The sequence below is a fragment of the Geobacter sp. AOG2 genome, from assembly GCF_019972295.1.
Lineage (GTDB): Bacteria > Desulfobacterota > Desulfuromonadia > Geobacterales > Pseudopelobacteraceae > Oryzomonas.
The window spans coordinates 355,414-373,510 of record NZ_BLJA01000001.1; the positions used below are offsets into that span (position 1 = coordinate 355,414).

The 18,097-nt window shown below is 58.9% G+C and carries 15 protein-coding genes; 5 read left to right on the top strand and 10 right to left on the bottom strand.

Annotated elements, in window-relative coordinates; genetic code table 11:
- Window positions 1–67 precede the first annotated feature (67 nt).
- The 6 genes from LDN12_RS01555 to LDN12_RS01580 all read right to left on the bottom strand — a co-directional run bounded on the left by LDN12_RS01555 (window position 68) and on the right by LDN12_RS01580 (window position 7,123).
- Window positions 68–1,150: a type IV pilus twitching motility protein PilT gene (locus LDN12_RS01555; RefSeq protein WP_223920938.1), complete on the bottom strand. Its 1,083-nt coding sequence runs from the start codon at window positions 1,148–1,150 to the stop codon at window positions 68–70.
- Window positions 1,151–1,426: 276 nt separating this feature from the next.
- Entirely contained in the window at window positions 1,427–3,079 is a 1,653-nt protein-coding gene (locus LDN12_RS01560; protein WP_223920939.1) for a pilus assembly protein PilB, read from the bottom strand.
- A 59-nt stretch (window positions 3,080–3,138) separates the two neighbouring features.
- Window positions 3,139–4,509, bottom strand: a complete 1,371-nt coding sequence (gene dnaB / locus LDN12_RS01565; protein WP_223920940.1) for a replicative DNA helicase — start codon at window positions 4,507–4,509, stop codon at window positions 3,139–3,141.
- 31 nt (window positions 4,510–4,540) lie between these two features.
- A complete protein-coding gene (locus LDN12_RS01570) occupies window positions 4,541–4,966 on the bottom strand; it encodes a chemotaxis protein CheW (RefSeq protein ID WP_223920941.1) in 426 nt (141 codons plus the stop codon).
- Entirely contained in the window at window positions 4,963–6,243 is a 1,281-nt protein-coding gene (locus LDN12_RS01575; protein WP_223920942.1) for a methyl-accepting chemotaxis protein, read from the bottom strand. The genes LDN12_RS01570 and LDN12_RS01575 overlap by 4 nt, the downstream gene beginning before the upstream one ends.
- A gap of 28 nt (window positions 6,244–6,271) precedes the next feature.
- A complete protein-coding gene (locus LDN12_RS01580; protein ID WP_223920943.1) occupies window positions 6,272–7,123 on the bottom strand; it encodes a protein-glutamate O-methyltransferase CheR in 852 nt (283 codons plus the stop codon).
- A 303-nt stretch (window positions 7,124–7,426) separates the two neighbouring features.
- Here LDN12_RS01580 and LDN12_RS01585 point away from each other — a divergent pair, with 303 nt between their 5' ends.
- Together LDN12_RS01585 and LDN12_RS01590 are read left to right on the top strand one after the other, a co-directional pair.
- On the top strand, window positions 7,427–8,227 hold the full coding sequence (locus LDN12_RS01585) for a hypothetical protein (protein ID WP_223920944.1): 801 nt from the start codon (window positions 7,427–7,429) through the stop codon (window positions 8,225–8,227).
- Complete coding sequence (locus LDN12_RS01590) at window positions 8,224–9,111, top strand: NlpC/P60 family protein (protein WP_223920945.1); 888 nt, start codon at window positions 8,224–8,226, stop codon at window positions 9,109–9,111. Before LDN12_RS01585 ends, LDN12_RS01590 begins: the two co-directional genes overlap by 4 nt.
- A gap of 179 nt (window positions 9,112–9,290) precedes the next feature.
- On the opposite strand, the gene LDN12_RS01595 is transcribed toward LDN12_RS01590, so the two are convergent.
- Complete coding sequence (locus LDN12_RS01595) at window positions 9,291–10,547, bottom strand: glutamate-5-semialdehyde dehydrogenase (protein WP_223920946.1); 1,257 nt, start codon at window positions 10,545–10,547, stop codon at window positions 9,291–9,293.
- Between the two features lie 211 nt (window positions 10,548–10,758).
- On the opposite strand from LDN12_RS01595, the gene LDN12_RS01600 reads away from it, so the two are divergent.
- Window positions 10,759–11,313, top strand: coding sequence for an Hsp20/alpha crystallin family protein (locus tag LDN12_RS01600; protein ID WP_223920947.1), 555 nt, complete (start codon window positions 10,759–10,761; stop codon window positions 11,311–11,313).
- Window positions 11,314–11,557: 244 nt separating this feature from the next.
- On the opposite strand, the gene LDN12_RS01605 is transcribed toward LDN12_RS01600, so the two are convergent.
- The 3 genes from LDN12_RS01605 to LDN12_RS01615 all read right to left on the bottom strand — a co-directional run bounded on the left by LDN12_RS01605 (window position 11,558) and on the right by LDN12_RS01615 (window position 15,923).
- Window positions 11,558–12,727, bottom strand: a complete 1,170-nt coding sequence (locus tag LDN12_RS01605; protein ID WP_223920948.1) for a DegT/DnrJ/EryC1/StrS aminotransferase family protein — start codon at window positions 12,725–12,727, stop codon at window positions 11,558–11,560.
- A 236-nt stretch (window positions 12,728–12,963) separates the two neighbouring features.
- The gene (locus LDN12_RS01610; protein WP_223920949.1) at window positions 12,964–14,691 is read right to left on the bottom strand and encodes a phospholipid carrier-dependent glycosyltransferase; all 1,728 of its coding nucleotides are present in this window, start codon (window positions 14,689–14,691) and stop codon (window positions 12,964–12,966) included.
- Window positions 14,688–15,923, bottom strand: a complete 1,236-nt coding sequence (locus LDN12_RS01615; protein ID WP_223920950.1) for a U32 family peptidase — start codon at window positions 15,921–15,923, stop codon at window positions 14,688–14,690. The genes LDN12_RS01610 and LDN12_RS01615 overlap by 4 nt, the downstream gene beginning before the upstream one ends.
- 326 nt (window positions 15,924–16,249) lie before the next feature.
- On the opposite strand from LDN12_RS01615, the gene ybgF reads away from it, so the two are divergent.
- Together ybgF and LDN12_RS01625 are read left to right on the top strand one after the other, a co-directional pair.
- Window positions 16,250–16,963, top strand: coding sequence for a tol-pal system protein YbgF (gene ybgF, locus LDN12_RS01620; protein ID WP_223920951.1), 714 nt, complete (start codon window positions 16,250–16,252; stop codon window positions 16,961–16,963).
- Between the two features lie 55 nt (window positions 16,964–17,018).
- Entirely contained in the window at window positions 17,019–18,035 is a 1,017-nt protein-coding gene (locus LDN12_RS01625) for a LysM peptidoglycan-binding domain-containing protein (protein WP_223920952.1), read from the top strand.
- Window positions 18,036–18,097: the final 62 nt, after the last annotated feature.

Genomic DNA, 18,097 nt, shown 5'->3' on the forward strand with positions numbered 1-18,097 from the left:
ATAATGCCACGGTCGGATGTCTTCAAAATAAAAGACCCCGATTCGGGGCCTTCGATGCCGATGTTCCTCAATGGCCCGGCGTCCCCCCTTGTTGGGCGGGCAGGTACTGTTCGAACTGTTTCTTGTCGATGGAACAGCGGTAGGCTTCTTCCGGGTTGATTTGTTTGGTTTTTAGCAGGTCCAGCAGGTGCTGGTCCATGAGCTGCATGCCGTCTTTCTTGGCGGTTTGGATGATGGAAGGTATCTGAAAGGTCTTGCCCTCGCGGATCAGATTGGCGATGGCGGGTGTGCCGATCATGATCTCCAGGGCCGCAGTGCGCCCTTTGCCGTCAGCGGTCTTGAGCAACTGTTGGCAGACCACCCCCTTGAGGGATTCGGACAGCATGGCGCGCACCTGCTCCTGCTGGTCCGTCGGAAAGACGTCGATGATGCGGTCAATGGTCTTGGCCGCGGTGTTGGTGTGGAGGGTGCCGAACACCAAGTGCCCGGTCTCGGCGGCGCTCATGGCCAGAGAGATGGTCGTCAGATCACGCATCTCGCCCACCAGGATGATGTCCGGGTCTTCGCGCAGGGCCGCGCGCAGGGCCGAGGCAAAGCTTTCGGTATGCTCTCCGATCTGGCGCTGGTTCAACAGCGAAAGTTTGTTCTCGTGGATGAACTCCAAGGGATCCTCAAGCGTCAGGATATGTTCTTTACGGGTGGAGTTGATCAGGTCGATCATGGCCGCCAGGGTGGTGGATTTTCCCGAGCCGGTCGGGCCGGTCACCAGCACCAGTCCCTTTTTGAAGTTGGTCATGCGCCGGACGCCGTCCGGCAGATGAAGGTCGTCAGCCGAGAGGATCTTACTGGGGATGATGCGGAATACACCGGCGATGCCGCGGTGTTGCATGAAGATGTTGCCGCGGAACCGGGCCAGGTCGGGCACGGCGTAGGCAAAATCCAGATCCTTGGTGGCCTCGAAATGGGCGCGCTGTTTTTCGTCCAGAATCTCGAACAAGACATCCCTGAGCTCTTCATCCGTCAGGCTTTTGAAATTAAGCCGCACCATCTCGCCGTGCAGACGGAAAATAGGCGGATTTCCGGTGGAAAGGTGCAGGTCCGACGCCCCCTGTTCCCTCATCATCCTGAAAAGCGCATCGATTTTTGCCATATTAGGATCCCTCCACTGTTCCCACGGAGACAGCGCCTTGATTTGGAATCGGTATTACCAAGCTGTTGAAAACCAAGGTTGTTCAAAAATAGTCAGATCGTCGCACCCGCAGAAAACCTTGAGGAGGCGTAGCAGCGCTACGCCGCACAAAGGGTTTTCGAGAATGGCGGCGTATAATTATGCGTGAGCATAATTATCGGTGACGGAGCGATAGCGTAGTCATCCCGTTTAGCGGGACGCCGATAGGCGCTAAGATGGCAGTTTTTCAGCAACCTCTTACAGCACCACCGAGGCGATATACTCCTCCGGCGATACCTGCCCCTCCATCAAAAGCCGCAGCCCCTCCTGCTCGCTGCCGTGGTAATCCAGCATGCGCAGGTAGTTGTCCAGGGCAGCCACATCAGACGACTGTTCAAAGACCCGCAGGAATTCGTCGTCGAAGACCAGCGCGTCCAGCAAGAAACGCCGCATGCTGAAACCGCTTTGGCCGCACTCATCGCAGCCGGCGGCCCGGTGGAAAGTGGCCGGGGGCTGGCCCAGGCGCATGGCGGTCAACTCCTCTCGCGGCGGGAGGTAGGTGGTTCGGCACGAGGGACAGAGGAGATGGATCCCCTTGAAGGAGACCAGACCGTTGACGAACCCCGGCAGGAAGTAGTTTTTCTGCTGGTAGAGCAGGAGGTGCCGCAGGACATTTCGGGTTCCGCGAATCTCCAGGCCGGCCAGGACCAGTTTGCCGCGCATGGCGGCGCGACAGGCGGTGGTGAAAGGCATCCCCTCGGTGGCGTCCTCGATTATCAGGACATCCGGGTCATGGTCCAGGGCGTCCATGATCAGCCGGGCGCGTTCCGCCTCGGAATGGGGCAGGGGGATGCGCGGAAACCGTTTGTTCATCCTGCCCGGCCCATCGCCCAGGATGATGACGTTCTTCCCGGTGGTATCGGTCTCCTCAAGCATGAGGTCGATGAAACGGCACCGTTCCTGATTGTTTCGCGAGGCGAAAAAGGTTATGCCCTGCTGCGATCTGGCCAAGCGGTTGAAGGCGGCCTCCTGCGCTACCGGCAGGTGCAGTTCGGCTACCCGCGGAGGAACGTTGGCGCTGACATGGGTCCGCAGGGTGATGTAATCTCCCCCCCTTCCCTGCATGACGGCAGCCTGAAAGACGACCGGGCGGGATTGGTAGGTGAATGAAATCAGGCCGGTGGCGCTTGGTTCGGCCAGGGAGCCGATGTTGGCGGTCTTGCGCAGCCGGAGGGCAACGTCCGGATAGTAGTTGGGCGCCAGGGTGCCGATGGGACGGGTGGTTCCCCCCCGCTTGCCGGTGACGGCCACCTCGTCCCCGAGGGGCTGCAGGGAGAGGGACGAGAGGCGGTTCTGGATGATGAAGGCCATCAGGTAGTTAAGGAGCGTGCCGCCGCCGATGTCATTGTTGATGGCCTCGAGAGCCTTGTCGGAAAAGGTGGTTGACCGGAAGCCCAGGCTCTCGTGACCGGCCGGACCGTACCATTCGTCAACCATCCGGCGGATCTCCCGGATCAGCGCCACGGACAGGTTGACCCGAAGGCCGGTACGAGCCTCGACCGCTTCAACTGCCGCCCGGTTGAGCGGATCGGCTATGGCCACGTTCAACTCGCCACCGGCACAGATCAGTGGGATGAGGTTGTAGGCCCGGGCCAGATCGGCTGGCACGAGGGCAACGGCTGCCGGGTCGATCATCTCTTTTTTCAGGCGGATGTAGGGGAGGTCCAACTGGTTGGAGATCGCCCAGTCAATATCCTCCTGGGTGACTATCCCCAGATTGACCAATGCCTCGCCGAAACGGCAGTGCGAACGTTTCTGCTCCTCAAGGGCGCTGATGATATCCGACTCGGTAATGATCTGCGAAGACGAGAGGATATAGCCCAGGGAGCCCTTTTTCACCAACTCTGACATACTGTCCTCCAAGGGGTGCAACTCACACGCAGTCTCGACGCGGATACCGGGAAGCGGCGTCAAGCATCGATCCGGTCGCTTTTGTTCTCAAAACGGGTATGCTCGCCGATGAATACCAGTTCGACCGTACCGATGGCGCCGTTACGCTGTTTTCCGATGATGACCTCGGCGTTCTTTTCGTGGTTCTGGGTGCAGGAACCGTCCCGCTTGCGGCAGTGCTCGCAGTAGACCGACTCACGGTAGACGAACATGATGACGTCGGCGTCCTGCTCGATGGCGCCCGATTCGCGCAGGTCGCTCATCATGGGGCGCTTGTCGCCGCGGCTCTCCAGGCTTCGGTTGAGCTGGGAGAGGGCCACCACCGGCACGTTCAATTCCTTGGCCAGTGCCTTGAGCGAGCGGGAGATGTCCGAAATCTCCTGCTGACGGGACTCGACATTGGCGCTACCCCGCATGAGTTGTAGGTAGTCAACGATGATCAGGCCGATGTCGTGTTCGCTCTTCAGCCGCCGCGCCTTGGAACGCAGTTCCAGGACGCTGATGGCCGGGGTGTCGTCGATGAAAATTTTGGAATCGTACAGCGTGCTTGCGGCCCGTTGCAGCCGGGGCCAATCCGAATCCTGGAAATGGCCGGTGCGCATCTTGCCGAAATCTACCCGGGCGATGGAGGCAAAAAAGCGCATCACGAGCTGTTCCTTGCCCATCTCCAGGGAGAAGATCACCGAGGGGACCTTTTTCTTGCCCTCGGCGCTGGCGTATTGGGCGATGTTGAGCGCCAGGGTGGTCTTGCCCATGGAGGGGCGGGCGGCGACGATGATCAGGTCGCCAGGCTGGAAACCGGCGGTCATGTGGTCCAGGTCCGTGTAGCCGGTGGGGACGCCGGTGATGTGCTCCTTGCGGTCGTGCAGCGTTTGGAGGATCTTGAAGGTATCCTTGATGATCTCCTGCACCGGCACGTACTGGGGCCGCAGCTTGTTCTCGGAGATCTCGTAGATATCCTTCTGCGCCATATCCAACAGTTCATTAACATTCGCCTGTTCATCGTAGCCGCGGGTGGCAATCTCGGTCGCTACTGAGATCAACTTGCGATTAATGGACTTTTCCTTCACCATCTTGCAGTAATAGCCCACATTGGCCGCCGTGGGGACATAGTCCACCAACGTTGCCAAGTAGGCCGCTCCTCCGACCTCCTCCAATTCGCCCTCTTTTTTAAGGACGTCGGTCATGGTGATCAGATCGCACGGTTCGCGCAGGTCGGAGAGGCGTATCATGGCCCGGAATATCTTACGATGGCTTTCACGGTAAAAGTCATCGGGACCTAGGACCTCCAACGCGCGGTTGATGGCATCGTTGTCGATCAGAATCCCGCCCAGGATGGACATCTCCGCTTCCAGGCTCTGGGGGGGGATTTTGCGTGAATCGTCTGTCATACTCATACCTTTGTCATCAAGCAGATTAAAATTATATATTTATGGTTTCCGCCGCCCGCTGGGCAATGGCGGCCACGTCAAGCAGAACGCAATCGCCCTCGGGAAGGTGGAGCAGGGCGGCGGCACAAGGGACATCCGGCGCCGCGCCCAAGACGGCTTGTTCCGGCGGCGCAATCCTGATGACCCGTTCCACCAGAAAGGCCAGGGAGGCTATGCGGGGGTCGGCCACAAGTACCTTTTCCAGGTCATGGTAACTGGGCAGCCCCAGGAAAGCGGCCAGATCCATGACCGCAACAATGGTGTCATGGAAGTTCATTGCGCCGACATAACAGGGGGCCCGGCCGGGGATGGGCCAGGTGAACGGCGGTTCGTCAACCTCGGCTACCTGCAGCAGATTGACGGCGTAAGGCCGTCCCTGCAACGTGAAAAGGAGGTATCCGTGCTGGTGCCGGGTCATGCCTGATCCGGTTCGCCGCGTTCAACCTTGAAGCGCTCCACAACCACCAGAAGTTCTTCCGCGAGTTTGGCCAGATCGTTGGTGGCCAGCGCCATGTCCTGCATGGCGGCCAACTGCTCTTCAGTGGCGGCCGAGACCTGCTCGGTGGAAGCGGCATTGTCGTCGGCCACCTTGGCGATCTCGTCCACCGCTTTGACCATCTTGCCCGAACCCTCCATTTGCATCTGGGAAAGATCGGCGATGCTGTTGGCCCTGCGTTCGGTCTCCAGGACGGTCTTGAGGATTTCCTGAAAGGCCGTGGCGGTTACGTCGATATTCTTTTTGCCTTCCTTGATGGTACGGGAACTTTCCTGAATGATCTCATGTACCCGGCGGCTCTCCTCTCTCAGGGTTTCGATCATCTCGTTGATATCCGCCGCCGACTGGGCCGACCCATCGGCAAGTTTTCGTACCTCCTCAGCCACTACGGCAAAGCCTTTGCCGTATTCTCCCGCCCGGGCCGCTTCAATGGAGGCGTTCAGGGCCAAAAGATTGGTCTGGCGGGCTACGTCGGCGATGAAATCGGCGATCCTGCCGACCTTTTGCAACTTGGAGCTGAAAACATCGAACTGCCGGCCGATCTGCTCCTGGCAGTCGAAAAAATCCTTCATCCGCTCCAGGGAGTCGGTAGCCAGGGTGCCGCCGTGCTGGGCGGTGAGGCTTGTCTCCCGGGCCGCCTTGGCGGTTTCCTTGGCGCGCGCAGCGACCAGTTCGACGGAGATGGCCATTTCGCGAATGGTTTTGGAAGTCTTTTCCACCATTTCGGCCTGGGTTTCGGCGCCGCGGGAGATCTGCTCGATGGCCTGGGCAACCTCTTCGGTGGAGGCGCTTATCTCAAGGGCGTTGGAGTTGATCTCTCGGGCGGAATTGGTGAGCTTGCCCGAGGTCTTTTTGATGTGCCCCACCAAGTCACGCAGGCTCTGGAGCATCAGGTTGATCAGGTCGGCCAGTTCATGGGTCTCGTCAGGTATCCGGGAGGGAGGCATGTCCACCGTCCGGGTCAGGTCGCCCCTGCTGATGGATTCGGCCGAGTCGGTCAACCGGCTGATATTGGCAGTAAACCCTTTGGAAAAGAGCCATCCCAGGATAAGCCCCAGGGTCAGGGCCATGGCATAGCCCAGAATGCCGGATATCTCTGGTGAATACCCGATAAGGGCGACCAGCCGGGGACTGAAAGCCACCGCCGCCACGACTACAATAAATCCGAGGATAAATTTATAACCTATGGGAATCCTCATTACGCCCCTCCGTCCACGATCGATTCAATTATATCCGCCGATAGATACGTTCGGTCCGCCGATAGATACGTTCGGTGCGGCATACCGGCGTGAAGCGGCCGCGCGAGCTGCCGACCAGCACCTCGGACTTGCCCAGCACCAGTATACCATCCGGCGCAAGAATGTCCGCTATCCTGTTAAGAACCTTCTCCTGTTCCGTCCGTGTAAAATAGATCAAGGCGTTACGACACAACACCATGTCGCTGGGTGCGTACTCTTCCGGATTGCACATGTCTCCCCTCCGAAAGGCCACCATGTCCCGGATCTCGGGGATCAGGCGGAACAATCGGCCGCTCCGGCGAAAATAACGTTCCTGCAGGTCAATCGGCATCTCCTTGAGCCGGCCTTCGTCATATTCGGCGGTCCGGGCTACCCTGAGGGTCTTTTCGTCAATGTCCGTAGCCAGCAAGGCGAAACGTGCCTGGCGGGTCTCCCTGCCAAAAAACTCCCGCAACATGATTGCCAGGCTATACGGCTCTTCTCCACCGGCGCAGCCGAGACACCAGAATTGCAGCGGGTAGTCCCGGCCATCCGTTCGGGAGGAGAAAAGCTCCGGTAGGACCTCCCGGCGCAGTTTTTCAAACACGGAGTGGTTGCGAAAAAACTGGCTGACATGGATGGTAAGCGATTTCTGGAGCAGATCCAGTTCCTGGCCGTTACGGTTCAGCAGGTCGCAATAGGCTGCGGCATTGCTGCAGCAGGTCGAACGGATCCTGATGGCTACCCGTCGCTTCATGCAGGAATCCTTATAGACGGCCAAGCTGAATCCGCGCCATCTTTTCAGGATCGCACCGATCTCCTCGAGTTCCTCGTTGCTTACCTCTGGCAACACAGGAAGCATACCGACACCAAAGGGCACCCTCACTCCCGCCTTCCTTGCCGGGCCGATCACCCCGGCGTATGTGCCACGTGCAAGCCGGATGCCTTGATCGCTTCGACGCCGGAACATTCCCCTCTGGTCCCATCTGTATCACGAAGCCGCTTCGGGCGCAACCGCATGTATGAACCGCCTGTGTGAGTTTGCGGATGAAATATTCCTCTGGCAGACTGTTTGCAGTATCATTATCCTGTAAAAGTTGCCGGAACAGGTCGGAACCGGCCGGAAAAGCCGCTCTCGAACGTCTCGCAGGAGATTGCCACCCCCATGAACCAGACTGCAAAAATTGCGGAGATCGATCAAAAACTGTCACATGGCCTCCAGCGGGTTCTCACTGCCGACAAGGATGAGCTATTTCAGGTCATGCAGGAAGCCGACGGCGAGATCTTGTTGGCCGCCCTACGCAACCGTGCACTCGATGAGAACCATCTGCTGGCCCTGCTCAAACGCCGCGGTCTGCCCGAGGAGGTCTTCACCACCCTGCAAAACGGCAGACGTTTCAGCGAAAGCTATCCGCTCAAATTCGCCCTGGCCGGCCACCCCGACACCCCCTCGCACATCGCCAGCAGTCTGTTGCCGCAACTCTACATCTTCGACCTCATCAAGCTCTGTTCCATCCCCGGCGTGCCGCCCGACCAGCGGCTTTGTGCCGAGCGTGTTGTGGTCCAACGCCTTCCCGGCCAACCCTTGGGCAACAAGCTCACCCTGGCCCGGCGGGGTACCGCGGCGATTGCGGAGGCACTCCTGCGCGAAGGACTGCCGCCGGTGGTGGAGGCCTGCCTGGACAACCCCCATCTGAGGGAAGGGGCGGTTCACCAGTTTATCAGTTCCGCAGCGTCAAACGCCGAGACCATATCCATGATCGCCCGCAACGGCCGCTGGAAAAGCAAGCCCAACATCCGCCTGGCGATCCTCAAGAACCCTCGGACGCCGGCTGTCTGGTTTACGCTGCTCCTGCCGGGGCTCCCGCCCGCTACCCTGCGGGAACTGCTTTCCGTACCGCGTCTGACCGGAGCCCAGAAGGATCTGGTCAGGCAGGCCCTGAACAGCAGGGGAGGCAGGGTATGACCCGTTCACTTCCCTTTCTTTTGGTGTTCCTTCTCGGTTGGACCCAGCTCTGCGGAGCCGCCTTCTACGGTGTTGTCCGTAATGCCGCGCCGGTGCTGAACACCCCGGCATTCGGCGACATCTTTGGAAGGGCGGACGGCAGATCCCTGAAGACGGACCAATGCGGCCAGGTGCGGCAACTGGAGTTTATCGCCCTGCCGGGGACCGTCTTCAGGTTGCGGGAAAAGATTCCTCTCTCCGGCACAACCGTCTACCGGGTAGAGACCGATGACTATCCCAGCCCTGACAACATCCCGCTTTACGTGGACGGCCGTTTTATCGAGCTTCGCGACGAGCAGCCTCCGGCGCGTATCCGGACCCTGCCCGCCCGTGAACGGATCATTGCGGCATTGCAGGAGAGCGTCGGAAGCCCTTACGTATGGGGGGGCAACGTCCGGAATGGGGCAAGCGCCTTGATCGGAACATTCTATCCTGCCGGGGCCGCGCTCGACGAGCGGGCCAAGCGGCGCATCACCCTGGCAGGGCTGGACTGTTCAGGGCTACTCTATCAAGCTACCGGAGGGTGGACGCCCCGCAACACCTCACACTTGGTTTCCTATGGCACCGGGGTAGCTGTGGAGGGGAAAAACGCACAGGAAATCGCGGCAAGGCTGCAACCGCTTGACCTGCTTGTCTGGAACGGCCACGTGATCATCGTTTTGGACCGGAATACGGTCATCGAAAGCCGGCTGGAGTGTGGCAGCCTCACCCATGGCGGGGTGGTGACCACACCTCTGCTGCAGAGGTTGAGAGAAATCATGCGAACCCGCCGGCCACTGGATGCCTGGCCCGCCAAGGGGAAGCGGCAGGGAGTCTTCGTGGTCAGGAGGTGGTTCGGTATCTAGGAGGGTGTTGAACGGAGGTTGTTCAAAAATAGTCAGATCGTCGCACCCGCTGAAGGCCCTGAGGAGGCAGGTCCTCTCTCTATCTCTCCCCCAGAGGGATTGGGTGAGGGTTTGCAGCGCTACGCCGCACGAAAGGGCTTTCGAGAAGGGCGGCGAGATGGCTGTTTTTCAACAACCTCCTAGCCCCGGACCTGTCCATCGCCGTAGACGATAAACTTGGTGGTGGTCAAGTCCTCCAATCCCATGGGGCCGAAGGAATGGAGTTTGGTGGTGGAGATGCCGATCTCGGCTCCCAATCCGAGCTGTCCGCCATCGGCGAAGCGGGTGGAGGCGTTGACCAGCACGCAGGAGGAGTTGACCTCGCGGATGAAGCGCTGGGCTCGGCTGTAGTCGCTGGTGACGATGGCTTCGGTGTGCAGTGATCCGTAACGGTTGATGTGGTCGATGGCCGCATCCATGTCGGTCACTACCCGGCAGGCCAGGATCAGTTCCAGGTATTCGGCGTGCCAATCCTCCTCGGTGGCCAGCGTGGCGGACGGCGCATACCGCAGGAATTCCTCGTCGCCGCGCAACTCCACTCCGAGCCCTTCCAGCGTGGCGGCGATACGCGGGATGAAGGCGGCCGCCACATCCCTGTGGATCAGAAGCGTCTCCAGGGCATTGCAGACGCCGGGTCGCTGGACCTTCGCGTTGACAACGATCTTCTCGGCCTTGTCGAAGTCGGCCGTGACATCGACAAAGACGTGGCAGACCCCCTTGTAATGTTTGATAACCGGGATACGTGAGTTTTCGGAGACAAAGCGGATCAGACTCTCGCCACCCCGGGGGATGATCAGGTCGATGGATTCTTCCTGCTTGAGCATCTCCAGCACTCCTTCCCGTTCGGTGAAGGGGAGTACCGCCAGGGCCGCCGGGGGGATACCCATCTCGGCCATGACCCGGTTAAGGATTGAGGCGATGGCCACGTTGGAATGAATCGCCTCCGACCCTCCCCGGAGGATTACGGCGTTGCCGGCCTTGAGACACAGGGCCGCCGCATCGGCGGTCACGTTGGGGCGTGCCTCGTAGATGATACCGATCACCCCAAGCGGAATGCGCATCTTGCCTACCATCAGGTCGTTGGGACGCTTGCGCATCCCGGTGATCTCTCCCACCGGGTCGGGTAGGGCCGCCACCTCGCGCAGGGCAGCACTCATGGCGGCGATACGCTTCCCGTCCAGCATCAGCCGATCGAGCATTGCGCTGGAGAGTCCGTTCCGGCGCCCCGTCTCCAGGTCCTTGGCATTTTCGGCGATAATCCCCGGTGCTTCCGCTTCCAGGGCGTCGGCCATCTTCAGCAGCATATCGTTCTTGGCGGCGGTGGAAAGACGCGCCATAGCCAGAGAAGCCTGTCGGGCCTCCCCGGCGATCTGTCTGATCTTTTCAGCAATACTCATAAAGGTCTCTCCTGCGGCCATGATCGCTGGCCCAGCACTTTCAGCATCTTGTAAGTTTACGCAAAAAGTCCTCATCCTTCAAGACAATAAAAGGGTTCACCCTGTCCCGATGGGTTGCGTGAGGACAGATGTAATGATATTGACTGGCAATTTCAAAGTGGTATACTTATTTACGTAAGAAACATATCGGTGGAGAAGGAGGTGCATGGTCATGAGAGGCACGACACATCTCAGGTCTGTACGAGACACCGGCGAAAAGGGCACGGTGCCGGTAACGGCGGAGCATGTGCCCGAAACCAGGGGGAGTTGGTTCGAAACCACACGACTTCCCAATCTGATCGATGACATGGAACGTATGATGAACGAAATGTTCCGTCGCCCGTTCTTTGAAACGGGCATGACACCGTTCAGAGGTTTCCTGCACGACATGGGGCGAGGGGGCATGTCGCCATCGGTGGACGTCTTCGAGGTCGGCGGCAACATCGTCGTCAAGGCTGATTTGCCCGGCCTGACCAAGGACGATATCACCGTGAAACTGGTCGACAACACGCTTGAGATCAGCGGCGAGAAAAAGACGGAGGAAAAGATCGACACGAGGGATTATCTGAAACTCGAACGCGGCTACGGTAAATTCAGCAGGACTCTGCGGTTGCCGGAAGGGTTGGACGCCGAACATGTGACGGCCAAGTTCAACGATGGCGTTCTCGAGATCAGCATCCCGAAGGTGGAAGACAAACGGATGGTGAAGAATATCGCCATTAAATGACGATAACAGCCCATGCGAAGGTGCAACAGAAGCGGGGCGGCACAAAAATGCCGCCCCGTTTTTTATTATCCTGAATCCGTGACGCCTTCATGCCTCTGTTAGTCCGGAAGACCTCAGCCTTTGCCGTTAAAAGGGTACCGGCAACACGACGGAGGGCCGGCGGAGTGAATGGCGTGCCACGGCATGGGCGGCGTGCGGGCTCCGGCTCTTCCGGCCACGGCGCATTCCGTTAACCTCTTCCGAGTCACCGGCCGTGTCGGTGGGCCGCTATGACCGCTTTGACCGCCGCGACCACATCGACGGCATCGTCATCCGTCATTCTGGGGAAGAGCGGCAGGGAGAGTATCCGCTCCGAGGCATAGGTGGCCACCGGCAGGTCACTGTCGGCGATCCCCAGGTGATCGCGGTAGTAGGGGTGGTGGTGGATGGCCTTGTAGTGCAATCCGCTGCCGATATTGAATTTTTTCAATTCATTCATAAACTGGTCGCGGTCGATATCCAACTTTTCGATTCTGACCAGCGGCGTGTAGAGATGCCAAGCATGGCGCTGCTCATAGGGGGCGTAGGCCGGCAACGCCAGTTCGGCAATGTCGGCAAACTCGCGGTTGTAGAACTCGGCGATCTCGGTCCGCTTATCGATGAACCGGTCCAGCTTGGGGAGTTGATGGATGCCGATGGCGGCCTGGATATCCATCATATTGTATTTGAAGCCGGGCAGGAGGATGTCGTAGTTGGGGGTCCCGCTGGCGGCAAAGCGTTTCCAGGCCTCGCGGCTCATGCCGTGGAACTTGAGCAGGGATATCTCCTCGGCCAGCGCTTCGTCGGCCGTGCAGACCATGCCCCCCTCGCCGGTGGTGATGTTCTTGTTGGGGTGGAAGGAAAAGATGGAGATAGATTCCAGGGAGCCGATGCGTTTGCCTTTGTATTCGGTGCCCGCGGCGTGGGCCGCGTCCTCTATGACGGTCAGGCTGTGCTCACGGGCCAGGGCGAAGATCGGGTCCATGTCGCAGGACTGGCCCGCAAAGTGCACCGGGATGACGGCCCTGGTACGGGGAGTAATCTTTTTTCGGACCTCGTTCACATCGATATTGAGGGTGCCGGGCTCGATGTCTGCCAAGACCGGCGTGGCGCCACAGAGGATGATCATGCTGACCGTGGAGGCAAAGGTCATGGGGGTGGTGATGATCTCGTCGCCCTCCTTGATACCGAGGGCCAGCAGGGTCAGATGAAGGCCGGCAGTGGCCGAACTCAAGGGAATGGCGTAGGGGGCCCCCACGTAGGCCTTGAAGGCGTCCTCGAAGCGTTTGACTTTGGGGCCGGTGGTGATCCAGCCGGATTTGAGAGAGTCAACGACCTCGTTGATCTCGTCATCGTCGATGGTAGGGGTGGAGAAGGGGAGGAATGTTTCGCGCATGTTGGTATGGTACTCCTTTAACAGGCATGAAAGCCAGGTTGTTCAAAAATAGTCAGATCGTCGCACCCGCAGGATAATCGCCTCCGGCGATTATCGGTGACGAAGCGCGAGCTGCGTTCATCCCGCAGGGACAGAGCCGGAATGGTTCTGCTAAATGCCCTGCGGAAGCGTAGCAGCGCTACGTCGCACGAAAGGACGTTCGAGGATGACGGCGAGATAACTGTTCTTCAACAACCTCATCGGTTCGATATCAGCCGCCGCCTGCTCGATTCTCCCACCATCCGTGGGGCGGGGTGGAGTAGTGGGAGCAGGTGGTCCAACTCACCCTTTTTGAGAATGATCAGCATCGGGGTGTCACCCGCCCACATCCGCAGGAGCGCCTGCTGGTCGGGAAACCAGGCGGACTGGTCGCCCAGTTTGCTGCCGAACTCCAGTTCGTCCAGTTTGCCCGTGACTATGATCCGCCGTTGGGTGTACCAGGAAACTGCCTGCTGGGGACCGAAGGTAACAATGCGCGTGTGCGGTCCGGCCAGGGAGCGGGCCTGCAATGCCAGGCTGCGGGGCGATTCGGCTTGAGCGATGGGCACCATTATCAGCCGCGGGATGAAAATTTCAAGCAGAAAGGAGCAAAAGCAGAGCGCAACCACCATGCGGAGCGGGTTACGTCCTGCGGATACCATTGTCGTTATCCCCTGTATCAGGAACAAGGCGGCAACGGCGGTGGCCGCGGCAGCGGAGATTGGCGGGGCGTTGTTTATGAACTGGTGCAGCGGATCGCTCAAGCGCGGCATCGCTTCGGCAAGCAGGTCGGCCAGTTCGGGCAAGCGGGCATAGGCCAGGCCCATGACGCCCAGAATGATCAGCGTCATTCCCAACAGGAGGGAGGCCAGTTTGAGTTCGCGGCCATGGCCATCCAGCGCCCCGTCTATGCGGTTGGCGATGAGGATGGCCAGGGGCGGAAAGATCGGCAGGATGTAGGGAACCAATTTGGAGTCGGACTTGGAGAAGAACAGAAAGATCAGGACTGCCCAAATCAGCAGATAGAGGCCGGCTTGGTAGTCGTCATGATGGCGGTCGCGCCAGGCCCGCCTCAGGGCGCCGGGGATGAAGAACGACCAGGGCAGCATGGTTGCCGCCAAGACCGGCAGGAAGAACCAGAATGGCTGATAACGGCCATGTACCGTGCTGGTGAAGCGTTCAAAGTGTTCGTGGATGAAGAAAAAACGGGCAAACTCGGGGTTTTTCAGGGAAACGGCCACGAACCAGGGAGCGGCAATTGCCAGCAACAGCGCCAGACCGGTGACGATGCGCATCTCCCCGAGCAGTTTCCAGCGTCCGCCCAACAACAGGTAAAAGAAGATGATGCCGGCCGGGAAAACAATACCGATCAATCCCTTGGCCAGCACCGCCAAGGCACAAAAAAGGTAGAAGACGTACCAGGGTAGCGGGGTACTGCGGCGCCCCTCGCGCTGGCTGGCTATGATGAAGGCGCCCAAGGCTGCCGTGAGGCAGAAGGTCAGCAGCATATCGGTCAGAATGATGCGCGACTGGAGCACAAAGCCAGCCGATGTCCCCAGGATCAGGGCAGCGATCAAGGCCGTGCGCCGACCGTAAAGACGCCGGGCTATGATATAGGTTGCAAGGATGGTCAGCAGGCCGCACAGTGCGGAAGGAAACCGGGCGGCGTGCTCGGTGAGTCCGGAGAGCTTGAACGAAGCGGCGTTCAGCCAATAGAGAAGCGGCGGTTTTTCAAAGTATTTGACGTAATTGAGAGTCGGGGTTACGAAATCCCCTTGCTCCAGCATCTCGCGGGGGATTTCGGCGTAGCGCCCTTCATCGGGATCGATCAGCGGCAACCCGCCCAGAAACTGGAAAAAGGGGATGCCCAGGACAATGGCCAGGATCACCATGTCCCGCAGCCAGCCGCTCCCCCCGTCGTGGACATACCCCTTCAGGTCTCTCACGACGGTCCCCCTTTTTCTCGGCGTACGAGGTCAAAGGGTTCGGTCGCAAAGGAAGGGGCAAGGAGAATGCGCTGGTTAGGGTTGGCGGCATCGGCCTCGACCGAATCACCTTCCGGGGTCAGGATTTTCAGGCGCCCAATCGTCATCCGCTGCGACCGCATGCCGGGGCCGATAAATTCCAGGTTATCGCCCGAATTGATGCGATTGCGCACCCCGAGCACAACCTCGCCATCGGCGCGAGATGCCTCTACCTGGCCTACGAACTCGTGGCTGCGGATGTAGGCCGAGTGATACTCCTGTCCCACATTGCGTGGGGCGCCGAAGAGGAAGCCGGTGGTATACCCCCGGTGGCTCAGTTTGGTCAATTCTTCCAGCCATTCAGGCCGACAATGCCAGCCGGACGGGTCTGAACGGTACTCGTCCAGCGCCTGACGGTAAACCCTCAGCACCGAGGCCACGTAATTAATCCCTTTCATGCGCCCCTCGATCTTGAGCGCGGCTACCCCGCCCTGCACCAATGCCGGCAGGTGCTCCAGCAGGCAGAGATCACGGGAGTTGAAGATGAATGTGCCGTTTTCGTCCTCCGCAACCGGAAAATATTCGCCGGGGCGGGTTTCTTCCATCAGGTGGTAGTTCCAGCGGCAGGGATGTGCGCATTCCCCCTGGTTGGCGTCGCGACCGGCCAAGGCGCTGGAGATCAGGCAACGGCCCGAATAGGAGATGCACAGGGCGCCATGGACAAACGCCTCGAATTCGACCTCCGGTGTGCGGGCAACAGTTTCGCGGATTGCGTCCAAAGTCATCTCCCGCGCCAGATTGATGCGTCGGATTCCCTGACTACCCCAGAACCGGGCACTCTGCCAGTTGATGGTATTGGCCTGGGTGGAGAGGTGCAACTCCCGGTGGGGGGAGATGTCGCGAACCATGGCAATGACACCAGGATCAGCCACAATGTAGGCGTCGAAGGGAAACGGCGCCGTCTGGCGAAGAAATGCTTCGAGCCGCACGAGGGCATCGTTATGAGGGTAGCTGTTGACCGTCAGATAGGCCTTCACGCCACGGCTGTGGCAGTAGTCAAGGGCTGCCGGCATCTCCTCGATGCTGAAGTTATCCGCCAGATTACGCAGGCCGAATGCTTGTCCGCCCAGGTAGACGGCATCGGCGCCGTAGTGAACGGCGATCTTGAGCTTTTCCATGTTGCCGGCCGGAGCCAGAAGTTCGGGGGTGTTCACGGATGGTCCCCGTCGTGATGTGGTATTGAGTTTGGAGAAAAATGCTAACATATTATGTCGGTTAATTAAACCCAGAAAAACAATGAGCCGTTGCATGTCGTATGCAATGGAGCTCGTTCAAAGCAAAGTTTAACAAAAGAATTGTCTGTGCAAATTTTGCTGTGATCTTCCCCGCGAGGAACGAAAAGAAGTGAGTCGCCTTGGGTTTTATTCCTGTGATGGCCGGTTCTCGTCGTTTCTCCATGAGCCAGGAAAGCCAGCTTTCGCTTGACAAACGAGAGTTTATGGCTTTAATTTATGAAAAAATCCTGACATTTGGAGGAATTATGCCATCCGGCATCCGGTGGGCCGCATGCGTTGTAGCTTCTCTCGCGCTGGCCGGTTGTGCGTCGAACGACCTCATGGTCAAGCGCCAGACCGAGACAGAAGCGAAGGTCGAACATCTTCTCCAGTCCGGCAAGAAGGCCGAACAGCGCATGAACGAGTTGTCCGGCCAGATCCAGTCGCAGGAAGACCAGGCCAAGGTCGTTAGCGCCCAACTCAAACAGCTTCAAGACACTATCAGGGAATTGCGGTCCGCCCAGGATGAACTCAAGGCACGAATCTCACTGCAGGCTGCACCCAAGATCGAAGTCATCAACCAGGAGCCTGCTCCCAAGGGCAAGGATTACGGCCCTCCTTCCGACTACGTCAAGGCATTCGGCCTTTACAGCGCCAACAGTTTCCCCGCCGCCATTGAGGCATTCGAAGCATTCCTCAAGAGTGATCCCAAAAGCAGTTATGCCGCCAATGCCATTTATTGGATCGGAGAATGCCACTATAGTTTGTCCGAGCTTGCCAAGGCGCGTGACGCCTTCCAGAAGGTAGTGGACGATTATTCCAGGAGCGCCAAAGCCCCGGACGCGCTTTTGAAGCTGGGGTATACCCTGGCGGCCATGAACGAGAAGGATAAGGCTGCTGCTGTCTACGAACGCCTGATCAAAATCTATCCCGGTAGCCCGGCCGCGGCAAAGGCCCGGGAACGTTTGACCGCCAATTAAGAGCTTGTAGCTGCGTTTTCCGCTGTTCATTTTTCCAGGAACGACCGAGGTGCGTATGAAGATCAGATTTGCCATGCTGCTTTTTACCTTAGTGCTTTTCATACCCGGTTTGGCCCTGGCAGCGGATGAGGAACCGGCCATCTACGTCATAAAGCAGGGTGATACCCTCTGGGGACTGTCCGAACGTTTTATCAGGGACCCCCACTACTGGCCGAACATGTGGTCCAAAAACGGCCAGATCACCAATCCGCACCTGATCTATCCGGGGCAAAAGGTACGGGTATTCCCCGACCGGCTTGAATTCGAACCTCCGGAGCCGGAGGGCAGCGCGCCGGCGGCCAAGAAAGCGGCGGCCGCCCAGGCGGAAACCATGGCCGAGGTAGCTGTCGAGCGCACCTATAGTGTGCGGGGCAATGAAGGCTTCCTGATGGAGGCCGACTACAAGCCGGCAGGTTTTATCGTCGCCGTCCACCATGACCGTATCGTGGCTGGGGACGACGATATCGTCTACACCGACATCGGTAGAAGGGATGGCGCAAAGGGGGGGGAGAAGTTTTCGATCTACCGGAAGGAAGGGATAGTCAGCCATCCCCTCACGAACGAGGTCATGGGCGTAAAGGTGGTCCCTCTGGGGACGCTGCAATTGACCGACCTGGAGCAAAAAGCCTCGCGGGCCATCATTACCAAGGCCTATCAGGAAATATCCTCCGGCTCCTATCTCATGCCGTACCGGGGAGACAAACGTCACGAGGTCGTCCTCAAGATGCCCGCCAGGGAGTTAAAAGGGTACATCATCGAAAGTTACAGCGGGACGGAGACCATCGCAGCCGGTGACGTCGTCTACATCGATTTGGGAAGTGCCCAGGGGGCAGAAGCCGGCAACATGCTCTACATCGTCCGTGACGTGACCCTTAATCAGCAATACGCCGAGGGCCGCGTCGACCGCTTGCCCCAGGAATTACTGGGGGCTCTGGTCATCCTGGAAACCGGTAAAAAGACGGCGACCGCGCTGGTCGTCAAGAGTATCGACGCGATCTATAAAGGCGACAAAATCGTTAGTTTGACGAAATAGGGGTAAGGGACTCGGAACTTGCCAATATACCGTTTTTGCATCTCATCTTCAGGCCATCTGCT